The organism is Pseudomonas sp. R3-18-08 (assembly GCF_003852065.1).
Lineage (GTDB): Bacteria > Pseudomonadota > Gammaproteobacteria > Pseudomonadales > Pseudomonadaceae > Aquipseudomonas.
Window position 1 is genome coordinate 4,515,912 of sequence record NZ_CP027729.1, and the last position, 14,282, is coordinate 4,530,193.

Annotated in this window: 10 protein-coding genes and 1 pseudogene; 5 read left to right on the forward strand and 6 right to left on the reverse strand. The window is 60.7% G+C overall.

From position 1 onward, the window contains the following. Positions 1–7 precede the first annotated feature (7 nt). The 5 genes from gcvP (at position 8) to C4J92_RS20760 (ending at position 6,733) form a co-directional block, all read left to right on the forward strand. The gene (gene gcvP, locus C4J92_RS20740; RefSeq protein ID WP_124405126.1) at positions 8–2,845 is read left to right on the forward strand and encodes an aminomethyl-transferring glycine dehydrogenase; all 2,838 of its coding nucleotides are present in this window, start codon (positions 8–10) and stop codon (positions 2,843–2,845) included. 161 nt (positions 2,846–3,006) lie between these two features. Then, complete coding sequence (locus C4J92_RS20745; protein ID WP_124405127.1) at positions 3,007–4,383, forward strand: L-serine ammonia-lyase; 1,377 nt, start codon at positions 3,007–3,009, stop codon at positions 4,381–4,383. 37 nt (positions 4,384–4,420) lie between these two features. Then, positions 4,421–5,545, forward strand: coding sequence for a glycine cleavage system aminomethyltransferase GcvT (gene gcvT / locus C4J92_RS20750; protein ID WP_124405128.1), 1,125 nt, complete (start codon positions 4,421–4,423; stop codon positions 5,543–5,545). Positions 5,546–5,938: 393 nt separating this feature from the next. Continuing rightward, positions 5,939–6,151, forward strand: coding sequence for a cold-shock protein (locus C4J92_RS20755; RefSeq protein ID WP_124371687.1), 213 nt, complete (start codon positions 5,939–5,941; stop codon positions 6,149–6,151). Between the two features lie 93 nt (positions 6,152–6,244). Further along, on the forward strand, positions 6,245–6,733 hold the full coding sequence (locus tag C4J92_RS20760) for an RDD family protein (RefSeq protein WP_124405129.1): 489 nt from the start codon (positions 6,245–6,247) through the stop codon (positions 6,731–6,733). A gap of 135 nt (positions 6,734–6,868) precedes the next feature. On the opposite strand, the gene nadA is transcribed toward C4J92_RS20760, so the two are convergent. The 6 genes and pseudogenes from nadA to C4J92_RS20790 all read right to left on the reverse strand — a co-directional run bounded on the left by nadA (position 6,869) and on the right by C4J92_RS20790 (position 14,227). After that, positions 6,869–7,927, reverse strand: coding sequence for a quinolinate synthase NadA (nadA, locus tag C4J92_RS20765; protein ID WP_124405130.1), 1,059 nt, complete (start codon positions 7,925–7,927; stop codon positions 6,869–6,871). Positions 7,928–8,173: 246 nt separating this feature from the next. Next, on the reverse strand, positions 8,174–8,641 hold the full coding sequence (locus tag C4J92_RS20770; RefSeq protein WP_124405131.1) for an SRPBCC family protein: 468 nt from the start codon (positions 8,639–8,641) through the stop codon (positions 8,174–8,176). Between the two features lie 22 nt (positions 8,642–8,663). Next, a pseudogene (locus C4J92_RS20775) lies at positions 8,664–12,139 on the reverse strand (amino acid adenylation domain-containing protein). A 12-nt stretch (positions 12,140–12,151) separates the two neighbouring features. Further along, a complete protein-coding gene (locus C4J92_RS20780; protein WP_124405132.1) occupies positions 12,152–13,081 on the reverse strand; it encodes a diiron oxygenase in 930 nt (309 codons plus the stop codon). Positions 13,082–13,106: 25 nt separating this feature from the next. After that, positions 13,107–13,454 carry a DUF4437 domain-containing protein gene (locus C4J92_RS20785; RefSeq protein WP_124405133.1) on the reverse strand — a complete coding sequence of 116 codons (348 nt, stop codon included), beginning with the start codon at positions 13,452–13,454 and terminating at the stop codon, positions 13,107–13,109. After that, positions 13,451–14,227 carry a DUF3050 domain-containing protein gene (locus C4J92_RS20790; protein ID WP_124405134.1) on the reverse strand — a complete coding sequence of 259 codons (777 nt, stop codon included), beginning with the start codon at positions 14,225–14,227 and terminating at the stop codon, positions 13,451–13,453. Before C4J92_RS20790 ends, C4J92_RS20785 begins: the two co-directional genes overlap by 4 nt. Positions 14,228–14,282: the final 55 nt, after the last annotated feature.

Below are 14,282 nucleotides of genomic sequence, written 5' to 3' on the forward strand. Positions count from 1 at the left end.
GCGCGCCATGACGATCAACTTGAGCACCGCCAACGAATTCATCGCCCGTCACATCGGCCCGCGCCAGGAAGATGAGCAGCAGATGCTCGCGAGCCTGGGCTTCGATTCCCTGGAAGCCCTGAGCGCCAGCGTGATTCCGGAAAGCATCAAGGGCACCAGCGTGCTCGGCCTGGAAGATGGCCTGAGCGAAGCCGAGGCCCTGGCCAAAATCAAAGCCATCGCCAGCCAGAACCAACTGTTCAAGACCTACATCGGCCAGGGCTACTACAACTGCCATACGCCGTCGCCGATCCTGCGCAACCTGCTGGAAAACCCGGCCTGGTACACCGCCTACACCCCGTACCAGCCAGAGATTTCCCAGGGCCGCCTGGAAGCGCTGCTGAATTTCCAGACCCTGATCAGCGACCTCACCGGCCTGCCGATCGCCAACGCCTCCCTGCTCGACGAAGCCACCGCCGCCGCCGAAGCCATGACCTTCTGCAAGCGCCTGAGCAAGAACAAGGGCAGCAACGCCTTCTTCGCTTCGGTACACAGCCACCCGCAAACCCTCGACGTGCTGCGCACCCGTGCCGAGCCGTTGGGCATCGACGTGGTAGTGGGCGATGAGCGCGAACTGACCGACGTCAGCCCGTTCTTCGGCGCCCTGCTGCAGTACCCTGCCAGCAACGGCGATGTGTTTGATTACCGCGAACTGACCGAGCGTTTCCACGCCGCCAATGCGCTGGTCGCCGTGGCCGCCGACCTGCTGGCCCTGACCCTGCTGACCCCGCCGGGCGAGTTCGGCGCCGACGTGGCCATCGGCAGCGCGCAACGCTTCGGCGTGCCACTGGGCTTTGGCGGCCCGCATGCGGCGTACTTCTCCACCAAGGACGCGTTCAAGCGCGACATGCCGGGCCGTCTGGTCGGTGTCTCGGTAGACCGCTTCGGCAAACCGGCCCTGCGTCTGGCCATGCAGACCCGCGAGCAACACATCCGTCGCGAGAAAGCCACCAGCAACATCTGCACCGCCCAAGTGCTGCTGGCCAACATCGCCAGCATGTACGCCGTGTACCACGGCCCCAAGGGCCTGACCCAGATCGCCCAGCGCATTCACCAGCTGACCGCGATCCTGGCCAAGGGCCTGACCACTCTGGGCCTGAAGGTCGAGCAGCAACACTTCTTCGACACGCTCACCCTCAATACTGGCGCCAACACTGCCGCCCTGCACGACAAGGCCCGTGCCCAGCGCATCAACCTGCGCGTGGTGGACACCGAGCGTGTCGGCCTGTCGGTCGACGAAACCACGACCCAGGCGGATATCCAAGCCTTGTGGGCGATCTTCGCCGACGGCAAGGCGCTGCCTGCCTTCGCCGCCACTGAAAGCACCTTGCCAAGCGCCTTGCTGCGCCAGTCGCCGATCCTCAGCCACCCGGTGTTCAACCGCTACCATTCGGAAACCGAGCTGATGCGCTACCTGCGCAAGCTGGCCGACAAGGACCTGGCGTTGGATCGCACCATGATCCCGCTGGGCTCGTGCACCATGAAGCTCAACGCCGCCAGCGAAATGATCCCGGTGACCTGGGCCGAATTCGGCGCCCTGCACCCGTTCGCCCCGGCCGAACAAAGCGCCGGCTACCTGCAACTGACCTCGGACCTGGAAGCCATGCTCTGCGCGGCCACCGGCTACGACGCGATCTCCCTGCAGCCGAACGCCGGCTCCCAAGGTGAATACGCCGGCCTGCTGGCCATCCGCGCCTATCACCAGAGCCGTGGCGAAGCGCGTCGCGACATCTGCCTGATCCCCTCGTCGGCCCACGGCACCAACCCGGCGACCGCCAACATGGCCGGCATGCGCGTGGTGGTCACCGCCTGCGACGCGCGTGGCAACGTGGACATCGAGGATCTGCGCGCCAAGGCCATCGAACACCGCGAGCACCTCGCCGCGCTGATGATCACCTACCCGTCCACCCACGGCGTGTTCGAAGAAGGCATCCGCGACATCTGCGCGATCATTCACGACAACGGCGGCCAGGTGTATATCGACGGCGCCAACATGAACGCGATGGTCGGCCTCTGCGCGCCGGGCAAGTTCGGCGGCGATGTGTCCCACCTGAACCTGCACAAAACCTTCTGCATCCCCCACGGCGGTGGCGGCCCGGGCGTTGGCCCGATTGGCGTCAAGTCGCACCTCACGCCGTTCCTGCCTGGCCATGCGGCCATGGAACGCAAGGAAGGCGCCGTGTGCGCAGCGCCTTTCGGCAGTGCAAGCATCCTGCCGATCACCTGGATGTACATCAGCATGATGGGCGGCGCCGGCCTCAAGCGCGCCTCGCAGTTGGCGATCCTGAATGCCAACTACATTTCCCGTCGCCTGGAAGAGCACTATCCCGTGCTGTACACCGGCAGCAATGGCCTGGTGGCGCATGAATGCATCCTCGACCTGCGCCCGTTGAAAGACAGCAGCGGCATCAGCGTGGATGACGTAGCCAAGCGCCTGATCGACTTCGGCTTCCATGCGCCGACCATGTCGTTCCCGGTGGCCGGCACCTTGATGATCGAGCCGACCGAAAGTGAATCCAAGGAAGAACTGGACCGCTTCTGCGATGCCATGATCGCCATCCGCGAAGAAATCCGCGCGGTGGAAAACGGCACGCTGGACAAGGACGACAACCCGCTCAAGAACGCTCCGCACACTGCGGCGGAACTGGTGGGCGAGTGGAGCCACCCGTACAGCCGCGAGCAGGCGGTGTACCCGGTTGCGTCGCTGATCGAAGGCAAGTACTGGCCGCCGGTGGGCCGGGTCGACAATGTGTTCGGCGATCGCAACCTCGTTTGCGCATGTCCATCGATTGAAAGCTACGCGTAACCTGAGGGTGTATTCGGTCTGAATGTGGGAGGGGGCTTGCCCCCGATAGCTGAGCATCAGCTGATAAATCTGTTGGCTGACACACCGCCATCGGGGGCAAGCCCCCTCCCACATTTGACCGCGCATGACCTCAGGAATAATAAGAAACCGGAGAACAACTCATGTCTTTAAGCGTGTTCGACCTGTTCAAGATTGGCATCGGCCCTTCCAGTTCCCACACCGTCGGCCCGATGCGCGCCGCCGCTCGTTTCGTCGAAGGGCTCAAGCGTGACAACCTGCTCAGCGCCACCCACAGCATCAAGGTGGAACTCTATGGCTCGCTCGGCGCCACCGGCAAAGGCCACGGCAGCGACAAGGCCGTGCTGCTCGGCCTGGAAGGCGAACACCCAGACACCGTGAATACCGAAACTGTGGCCGCACGCCTGGCGCAGATGCGCAGTGACGGGCGCCTCAACCTGCTCGGCGAACACAGCATTGCATTCAACGAGAAAGCCCACCTGGCGATGATTCGCAAACCCCTCGCCTACCATCCCAACGGCATGATTTTTCGCGCCTTCGATGCCGCCGGCATCCAGGTGCGCAGCCGTGAGTATTACTCGGTCGGCGGCGGTTTCGTGGTGGATGAAGACGCGGCCGGTGCTGATCGGATTGTCGAGGATGCCACCCCACTGACCTTCCCTTTCAAACATGCCAAGGACTTGCTCGGCCATTGCGCCACCTACGGGCTGTCCATCAGCCAGGTGATGCTGACCAACGAAAGCGCCTGGCGTCCGGAAGCGCAAACCCGAAGTGGCCTGTTGAAGATCTGGCAGGTCATGCAGGATTGCGTGGACGCCGGCTGTCGCAATGAAGGCATCCTGCCCGGTGGGCTGAAGGTCAAGCGCCGAGCCGCCGCGCTGCACCGGCAATTGTGCAAGAACCCCGAGTCGGCCCTGCGCGACCCGTTGTCGGTGCTCGACTGGGTCAACCTCTATGCGCTGGCGGTCAACGAAGAAAACGCCAACGGCGGGCGCGTCGTTACCGCGCCCACCAACGGTGCGGCCGGGATCATCCCCGCCGTGCTGCATTACTACATGCGCTTTATCCCCGGCGCTAACGAAGACGGCGTGGTGCGCTTTCTGCTCACCGCCGCCGCCATCGGCATTTTGTACAAGGAAAACGCCTCGATCTCCGGCGCCGAAGTCGGTTGCCAGGGCGAGGTCGGCGTGGCCTGTTCCATGGCCGCCGGGGCACTCTGCGAAGTGCTGGGCGGCAGCGTGTCACAGGTGGAAAACGCCGCCGAGATCGGCATGGAACACAACCTCGGCCTGACCTGCGACCCGATTGGCGGGCTGGTGCAGGTGCCCTGCATCGAGCGCAATGCCATGGGCTCGGTCAAGGCGATCAACGCCGTGCGCATGGCCTTGCGCGGGGATGGGCAACACTTTGTGTCCCTCGACAAAGTGATCCGCACCATGCGCCAGACCGGCGCCGATATGAAGAGTAAATACAAGGAAACCGCCCGTGGCGGTTTGGCGGTCAACATTATCGAGTGCTGACGCCTGACCGCGCCGGCACGTTTTTCAGGAGCTGAACATGTCCACCGAAACCCTGTTGAAAACCCCATTGCACGCCCTGCACATCGAGCTGGGCGCGCGCATGGTGCCCTTCGCCGGCTACGACATGCCGGTGCAGTACCCGTTGGGCGTAATGAAGGAACACTTGCACACCCGTGAACAGGCCGGGTTGTTCGATGTGTCGCACATGGGCCAGATCCGCCTGACCGGCGCCAACGCCGCCAAGGCCCTGGAAACCCTGGTACCGGTCGACATCATCGACCTGCCGGTGGGCATGCAGCGCTACGCGATGTTCACCAATGACCAGGGCGGCATTCTCGACGACCTGATGGTGGCCAACCTTGGCAACGACGAACTGTTCCTGGTGGTCAACGCCGCCTGCAAGGATCAGGACCTGGCACACCTGCGCGCGCACATCGGCGACCAGTGCAGCATCGAACCGCTGTTCGAAGAGCGCGCGCTGCTGGCCCTGCAAGGCCCGGCGGCGGTGAAAGTGCTGGCGCGCCTGGCACCGCAAGTCACCAAGATGACGTTCATGCAGTTTGCCTCCCTGCGGCTGTTGGGCGTGGACTGCTACGTCAGCCGCTCCGGCTACACCGGGGAAGACGGGTTTGAAATCTCCGTACCGGCTGAAAACGCCGAAAGCCTGGCTCGCAGCCTGCGGGCCGAGGCCGAAGTACAGGCGATCGGCCTGGGCGCTCGTGACTCCCTGCGCCTGGAAGCGGGCTTGTGCCTGTACGGCCATGATATGAACACCGACACCACCCCGATTGAAGCCAGCCTGTTGTGGGCCGTCTCCAAGGCCCGCCGTGCCGATGGCGCGCGTGCCGGCGGCTTCCCGGGCGCAGACCGGATCTTCACCCAGCAGCAAACGGGCGTGACCCGCAAACGCGTAGGCTTGTTGCCCCAGGAACGCACCCCGGTGCGTGAAGGTGCGCAAATCGTTGATGAACAGGGCACGGTGATCGGCAGCGTGTGCAGCGGAGGCTTTGGCCCAAGCTTGGGCGGCCCGCTGGCGATGGGGTACCTGGACAGCGCGTTTGTCACACTGGATACCGAAGTCTCTGCGTTGGTGCGTGGGAAAAAGGTGCCATTGCGTGTAAGTAAAATGCCATTCGTGCCGCAGCGTTACTTCCGCGGCTGAATGTTTGTTTCAATAAGTAACGCGCTTGCGTGCCGTGCACTAAACTGTAACGCAAGCGCCATATAACAGTGCACGCGTGATAGTAATTGTTAGGGGTTCTTCCCTATAACAAGTGATCGAATCTATCGAATAAGACAGCTGTGCAACTTCAACAAAACTGTCATCAGCCCGAGCAATCCCGGGCTGTTTGGCAGGGCTTGTTTTTTTCATATTAGTTGGCGTAGAGTTTCTCCACTGTGTTTGCATGGGTCGCTTGGAACCTGGACCTGGGCAGTAGCTGAAGTAGTAGTGCTACAACCCGTTCGACGTCTCTTACTTTCCTGCAACCCAGCCCAGTACTCTTTCATGTGAAAGGGGCTGTCATTAATTTTTAGCGTCAAAGGAAAGAAGAAAATGTCTGATCGTCAGAGCGGTATCGTCAAGTGGTTTAACGACGAAAAAGGGTTTGGTTTTATCACCCCAGAAAGCGGTCCGGATCTGTTCGTGCATTTCCGCGCTATTCAGGGCAACGGCTTCAAGAGCCTGAAAGAAGGCCAGAAGGTCACCTTCAAGGCCGTGCAAGGCCAGAAAGGCATGCAAGCTGACGAAGTACAAGCAGAAGGCTGATCCATCCTGCGACAAAAAGCCCCTGATATGACATCAGGGGCTTTTTTATGGGCGCCATTGCGTAAACTGCAGTTTTCCCCAGAGAGCCCTGCCATGCCCAAAGCCCTGTTGAGCCCCCAAGGCGAGTTCCCCGCAGTTGGCCTGGGCCGTCGCCTGGCAGCGATGTTCTATGATTTTCTTTTATGCACCGCGCTGCTGATCGTCACCGCGTTTATCTACAAGCTGGTATGGATCGCCTTCGTCGGCGAAGCGAAGATGCGCAGCCTTACCGAATCCGGCGCTCTGGACGGTGACCCGCTGCTATCGACCCTTCTGTTGTTTGTGTTGTTCGGTTTCTTCGCCAAATTCTGGACCCATTCGGGGCAGACCCTGGGCATGCAGGTGTGGGGCGTGCGCGTGCAGAACGCCGATGGCTCGCGCATCAGTCTGTGGCAGGCGCTGTTGCGCTTTGTGGTGTCGATCGCCTCGTGGCTGTGCGTAGGGCTGGGATTTATCTGGTCGCTATTCGATAAGCACAAGCGCAGCTGGCATGACATCTATTCGGACACGCAGCTGGTGCGGATCCCGAAGCAGAAAAAATAATCCCTGCCAAGTGAATATCAAAATGTGGGAGGGGGCTTGCTCCCGATAGCGGTGTGACAGTCACCCGATACATTGACTGATCCACCGCCATCGGGAGCAAGCCCCCTCCCACATTTTTACCAAGTCAGCCTCAGGTCAGGCGTTGCCGGCCAGTTTGAGGCGCGCCGCCTGGGTGAAGTCCAGCATGCGCTTGAGCGGGCGTACCGCATGCGGGATCACTGACGGCTCGACGAATATCTCGTTACTGCCCTCGCGCAGACATTGCAGCGTGCGTTCCAGGGTATTCATCGCCATCCACGGGCAGTGCGCGCAACTGCGGCACGCGGCGCCGTTACCCGCGGTAGGCGCTTCGATGAAGACCTTGTCCGGGCATAGCTGCTGCATCTTGTAGAAGATGCCGCGGTCAGTGGCGACGATGAACGTCTTGTTCGGCAACCGTTGTGCCGCGGCAATCAGCTGGCTGGTGGAACCGACGGCGTCCGCCAATTCGATGACCGCTGTCGGCGACTCCGGGTGCACCAGGATCGCGGCGTCCGGATACAGCGCCTTCATGTCTTCCAGCTGCTTGGACTTGAACTCTTCGTGGACGATGCACGCACCGTCCCACAGCAGCATGTCGGCACCGGTCTGGCGCTGGATGTAGGTGCCCAGGTGTTTGTCCGGGCCCCAGATAATCGTCTCGCCGTTATCCATCAGACTTTCGACGATCTCCAGCGCGCAACTGGAGGTCACCACCCAATCGGCGCGGGCTTTGACCGCCGCCGAGGTGTTGGCGTAGACCACCACCGTGCGCTCGGGGTGTTGATCGCAGAAAGCGGAAAACTCCTCCACCGGGCACCCAAGGTCCAGGGAGCAGGTGGCTTCCAGGGTCGGCATCAGGATACGTTTTTCAGGGGTCAGAATTTTCGCGGTTTCGCCCATGAACCGCACCCCCGCCACCAGCACGGTCTTGGCCGGGTGAGCAGCGCCGAAGCGCGCCATTTCCAGGGAGTCGGAAACGCAGCCACCGGTTTGTTCGGCCAAGGCCTGAATCACCGGGTCACAGTAGAAGTGGGCGACCAGCACCGCGTCCTGCGCTTTAAGCTCGGCGGCGATGGCGGCCCGCAGGCTCGCCTCTTCATCGGCGCTGAGGGCCTTGGGCTGCTTGGCGTCGAGGTGGGCTTGAACCAGTAGGCGTTCGGAAATGTGCGTCATGTTCGCAAGACCTGCAGGCGCAGTAGCGCGAAAGTCGAGTGTACCACCGGCTCAGGAGCCCTTCGGGCGCCGCCGGACGAAGTGTGTAGTCATCAAGCACGGGTAAAGCTGAAGCTGCGCAAGGCTACAGAATATCGAATGGATTCAAAAGCCTAATCTGGCCTTGCACGGGGCATTTTGCGGAGGGGATGACGGCGGGATTGGTGCCCCGCGAATACACAGGTATTCGCGGGGTGGTGCAAGTGGTCAGGCAAACAGCTTCTGGACATTGCTCATCGCATCATCGGCGAACCCTTGCAGGAACGCCTCGAACGCCGGCACGTCCTCCGGGACACCGGTGTAGGGCTCACCGATGATGGTCCAGGTCGCCAGGCTTTGATTCGGGCCTTGGGGCACCACTTCCATGACGGCCCACAGGTTGCCGATATTCAGTGAGGTGTAAATCAGCGACCAGGTCATGGTCATGCCGTCGTCGTCATGACTGTTGAGTTGCTCGATCACCACGTTGCCGTCCTTGAACAGCTTCTTGCGTACCGAGCGCACGCCCTCCCCGGTCATTTCGATGTGGGACAACGCCGGAATGAATTTTGCGAAACCGGAAAAGTCCCCGACGATATTCCACACGCTGCGCGCGTCGCCATTGACGCTGACGCTGGCGACCACAGGGTTGCCTACGGGGTTGCGCACCAGGGTATCGGGTTCAAAATGTTGCATGAGACAGCTCCTTGTTTTTGCTTTAGATGAAATCGATTTGCTTGAGGTAGTCGCAGCCTTTTTGCAGCAGCGCACTGTTCTTGGCTGGGTAGTCTTCACCCATGCTACGGATGCCTGAGAGCGCATTGCGGTATTCGATCATCGAGATATCGCCGATGTCTTCCTCAAACCCATTGAGGTAAAAGCCGACTACACCGAATAACGCGTTGTCACTGTCGATCGCCGACAGGCGCTGCTGCCATTGTGTCACCGGGACCATCTGGAAATCGTGACCAGCGGCGCGAAACGCCTCCAGGTAGTGCGCCCAGCTCAGGGGCAACGGGTTGTGCAAGTTGAAGACCGCCTTGGAGCGGTTATGCCGGCTGGCATGAAACGCAATGAACCGAGCGAGAAAGTCCACCGGCATCAGGTCGAAGTTCAGCGCCAGCTCAGGCACTTCCTTAAGCTGCAATGAGCCTTTGAGCATCAGCATCAACCGGTTCTGATGGGGCTGGCACACACCGGTCCGCGTATTGAAGGCAATGTTGCCGGGACGATAGAGGTTGACCCACACCCCCGACTCACTGGCGTTCCACAAAATGCGCTCAGCCACCCACTTGGAAAGGTTGTAGCCATTGCGAATGTAGATCGGCGGCGTGAACGCCGGCGGTTCTTCCAATACGCGCCCCTGCGCATCCACCGTGCTGGAAGCCGACAAGGTGGAAATGAAATTGAACACCTTCTTGCTGCGCCCTTCACACAGCTGCAGGCATTCCAGCACGGGGGTGACGTTGTCCTTGACCAGCGACTCATAGTCGAGCACATGGTTGACGTTGGCCGCGTTATAGATCAACACGCCGTATTCACGGTCCAGCCACTCATAATCAGCCTGCGACAGCCCCAGTCGAGGCTGGCTGATATCCGCCGCCAGCACCCTTACGCGGCTCAAGTCCAGGTGCTCCAGACGGTTCTGAATCAAGGCCTGCTCGAAACGCTGCTGGGCGCTCATTCCTGCTGATTCGCGCACCAGGCACGCCACTTCGGTGCTGCCCAGTTCCAGCAGCGCTTCGACGATGTGCACCCCAGAAACCCATTGGAACCGGTGACGATGACCTTGTGCAGGTTGCCCAGGCGGCTGATCGGCAACACGTCCAGCTCGGGTCGCAGCATCGCGTCACGCAAGGCCTGAGGGCTGACCGTGGCCGTGGCCTCCACGTCCTGGTCGATGAGCTTGGCGAGGTTGATCAGGGTCGGCTGTTCGATAAAACGGTTGATCGAAACGCCCTTGCCGAACTTCTCGCGAATGCCCATGAGCATTTGCGACAACAGGATCGAGTGGCCGCCGAGGTTGAAGAAGCTGTCATCCACCGAGATGTCGGCACCGGGCATGTCGAGCAGTGTGGCCCACAACCCGAGCAACGTTTCCTGGGTAAGGTTCTGCGGCGCCTGGCGTGGCCCCTGGGTTTTGTAATTGACGGGAAGACTCTTCAAGGCCTTGCGGTCGACTTTGCCGTTGGCCGTGGCCGGCAGGCGGTCCAGCAGGCAGTAGGCGCTGGGGCGCATGTAATCGGGCAAGTGCTTGAGTGCGTAAGCCTGCAACTGTTCGCTGGCCGCGTGTCCGTCACCGCCGTGGGGCTGGGAGAAAAACGCCAGGATGCGCCGCTGCTGATCGATCACCACTGCCAATTGGCGAAACAACTGGCTCGATTGCAGCAAGTGTTCGATTTCTTCCGGCTCGACACGAAAACCGCGAATCTTCACCTGGTTATCCAGGCGCCCGATGATCTGGATGCCGTCTGACGTCCAGCGCGCCAGGTCGCCGGTGCGGTACAAACGCAACAGCTGACCATCGGGCAATTCGTGCAGGCGGTAGCGCTCGGCAGTCATTTGCACGGCGTCCAGATAACCCAGGCCCACCCCTGGCCCGGCGATGTGGATCTCGCCGCTGCCAGTTTGCCCTACCGGCTGCCCCTGCTCATCGAGCAGGTAAATCGCGGTATTGGCGATCGGCACGCCAAGGTTGCGATTGTTGTCGCCGGGCAGGAAAGTGCGGCATGTGGCAAGCACGGTCGTCTCGGTGGGCCCGTAGATGTTATGCAATTGGCACTGCCCCGCCAGTTGCTCGATGACATGGGGCTCGCACACATCGCCGCCCGTCACCAAATGCTGCATGCCGTACAGCGATTCGAGCGCAAGGATGCTGAGCAAGGCCGGTGGCAGGAAGGCATGCGTCACGTGCTCCTGCTGAATCAATTCGGCCAGCGCCACAGGATCACGGCGCTGATCCTCGGTGGGTACGATCAACTCCGCGCCCTGGATCAGCGTGGGGAAAATGTCCAGCAACGAGGCATCGAAATTGATCGTGGAAAACTGCAAGGCGCGGCTGTGGCGATCCAGTTCCACATAACGGGCATACCATGCGCAAAAGTGGCTCAGGTTGTCGACCGTCAGCAATACGCCCTTGGGTTGCCCGGTGGTGCCTGAGGTGTAGATCGCCACACAAGGCGCCGCCCCTGCCAGCGGCACGCGCAGCAGGCTTTGATGCGGAGCCAGGGCCACGCGGCTGTAACCTTTGGCGCCATGATGGAAGAAATCCAGGTGGCTGATGTCCAGGATCGCCAGGCCCGGGAGCGGGTTGCCAGCGTCGGTGTCCTGGATCAGCAAGCTGGCTTTGGCATGCTTGAGGATCGCCCCGCGGCGCTCCTCGGGATGGTTCGGGTCCAGCGGCAGGTACACGGCCCCACAGCCAATCACTGCGAGAATCGCGGCATACAGCGCCGTTCCTTTGGGCAAGGAGATGCCGATCACGGTCAACTCCCCGGCCTGGGATTGAAGCAAAGACTGCAGGCGCTCCTGGATGGCCACGCTGTAGGCGTGCAATTGCGCATACGACATGCCTTGCCCATCGACTTTCAAGGCAGTGCGCTCGGCATTGGCCAGCAGACTGTCGGCCAGCCGCTGTACGAAGGGTTGCCGGGCTTCCTGCAACACCCCGATGGCGGCAGTGGCATTGTGGCGATGCTGCCAGGCCAATTGATCAAGCCGGGTCAGGCTCAGCAGGCGGTCGAGCGCCTTCACTGGTTCGCGCGGCGCCTCAAGGTAGTCGGCACTGCGCGAGTAGCGGCCAATGTGCACGCTGGCCAGTTCCACCATTTGCACGATGGCTTCGTGCGCCTGGTCAGCACCATTGCCGGCCGTATCGGCGCCGACTTCACGACGCCCCAGCGTCATCCAATCGCCCTCCCCCGCACGCCACAAGCATTCGAGGTGCAACGGCGCGGACACATCGCCGGCATCGTCAGACTGCATCCGTAACGATAGACGGTGACACGCCGGATAGTGAGGGACCCCTGTCGTGCTGGCATCATCGATCAGCAAGTCCGGCGACGGTAACCGGCAGTGCTCATTAGCATTATCAGTGGGCAGCAGATGCGTCGTATGGCCCATCTGCTCCAGCTCTTGCGTAAGGCGGGCGAGCGCATGGCTGCGCCCGCACAGAACGATATCAAGGTGTCTCATGGCAGTTCTCCTCTAGCGCAGATAATCGGCGAGCGCTTCCTGCATGCAGGGAGCGTCGAGCATGGCGCTGTGTTTGAAGAATCGGACGATGTTGCCCACCAGCGGATGCGTCGGGGTGATCGGAAAACTCATGCCTTCGACCTCCTCACGCAACGCCGCCTTGACCGAAGGGCTCACCGGCAACTGCTCGATCAAGGCGAAATCGAACCCCTGCTGGATGTCGTTGGTGAGGTACTCGGCGAGGAACACCGGCATGATCGCGGCCAGCGCGCGCTTGTCCTCCTCGCTCGCCGTGCTCCAGTAAATGCGCGTCAACTTGGCCCAGAAGCCGGAGTGCCGCCCCTCGTCCGCCAGATGGTCTGCCATCAGCCCCTTGACCGATGCCTTGACCGAATCGTCCCGGGCAAATGCCGCGACATCATTGGTCAGGGTATTTTCGGCAACCGCAACGCAGATCAGCTCAACCGCTGCCTTGAGGTGCTCGGGCGCCATTGCCAGGGCCTTGGGAATCGACCGGCTGAGTTCGATTTCCGCAGGCAAGGTAATGGGCTCGATCCCGGTCAGTTCGATGGTTTGTTGCATGTAGTCCATCGCCACCAATGCGTGGTAGTCCTCATCGACTACCACCGTCATCGCGTCATACCGACACGCAAACGGAAAGCGGATGGCGAAGTTATCTTTCGCAATGCTTCTGGCCGTTCTGTCGACAATTTCCGTTTCGAAAATCACTACATCGTTAATGAACTTGTACAAGCTTTGAACGAGCACGAAGTGCTGCAAGTGAGCACACTCGCGAATAAACGTTGCCCCCATTACCAGCGGTTGGCGACTGATCGGGAATATTAACTTTTCATCATCTTCCAAACGGCGCCTCGGTCGCGTGCGAATCGTCGCCCGCTCCTCCCACGCCTCGGAAAATGATTGATATTCTTCAGCTCTCATGAAGCGTTCCCTTTGTTCATGATGATCAGTAGTAGTGCACTTCAAACAACAAACAGCCGTCTTCGGAATGGAACGGCCCGTGTTCGGTATGCGCCGCCCTGAAGAAGTAACCGCCATCGCGATAGGTTTTCTCGGGGCGATCTTTACTGGCTGACTCTGTCTGGTCGCCTTCAATCAAATACACTTCTTCGTGATAATCGTGCGTGTAAATCTCACGGGTGCCACCGCCCGGATGAAAGCGCACCAATCGCGTGCGAATACCGGTTTTATTGATAGGGTCCAAGGTGTCCTTGAATACCGTCAGGGTAATACCGCGCTCGGACGTCACCTCGACCCATTGGGCCTGGTCAGCTTCGATGACTGCTACGTTCATGCCACGCACTCACTGACATTTTCACGCATGGCGACACGCAAGTTGTCCCACAAGGCCAGACGGCTTTGCACGGCAGCGATGGCCGACTCATACACTTCTTCCTGGCGTTGCGCATCACCGTTGACCAGGCGCGCGAGCAGGCTTTCCGCCGCCGGGCCGTGGTCTTCGGAGTCGACTTCAATATGGCGTTGCAGGTAGTAGCGGAACGTCGGGGCATCGTCGGCAGTGATGTCCCAGTCATCGAGAATGCGCTGGAACATCTCGGGAATCACGCTCTCGCGACCATGCAGGAACGCGGCGGCGACACTGTGCGTCGACGCATTGATTGCGGTTTCGATGGTATCGGTCACGAACGCGGAAGCCGCCAGGCCTGCTCCACAACGGTCCAACGCGGTCTGCAGATCGACGCCTTCACGCATCAGCTTGACGAAGAATTCGATCTTGTCGGTGCTGGCGCCAACTTCACGCATGGCATGCAGGTAGAGTTCGAAGTGGCTGTAGTGACCGCCCTGCAGGTTCTGGTCGGACTCTTCGCCGAGGATGATTTCGTTGATCAGGTGAGCTGCCGCCGGGTCCAGCGGTGGGAGCCAAGGCAGGCGAGTACACGTCAGGTCCTGTTGCAGGCGCTTGGCCAGGGACATGAAATCCCACACGGCAAAGACATGGGTTTCCATAAAGGCGCGCAGGACCGGCAATGAATTGATTTCAGCAAAAATCCGATGATTGCCCAGTTCCGTTTTCTTTGCGTTCAATAGCGACTTTTTATCGTCCATGGTGCTTTCCTTATCAGGCTTAGTTGCGTTCAGGCCACGCGACATATACCGACCT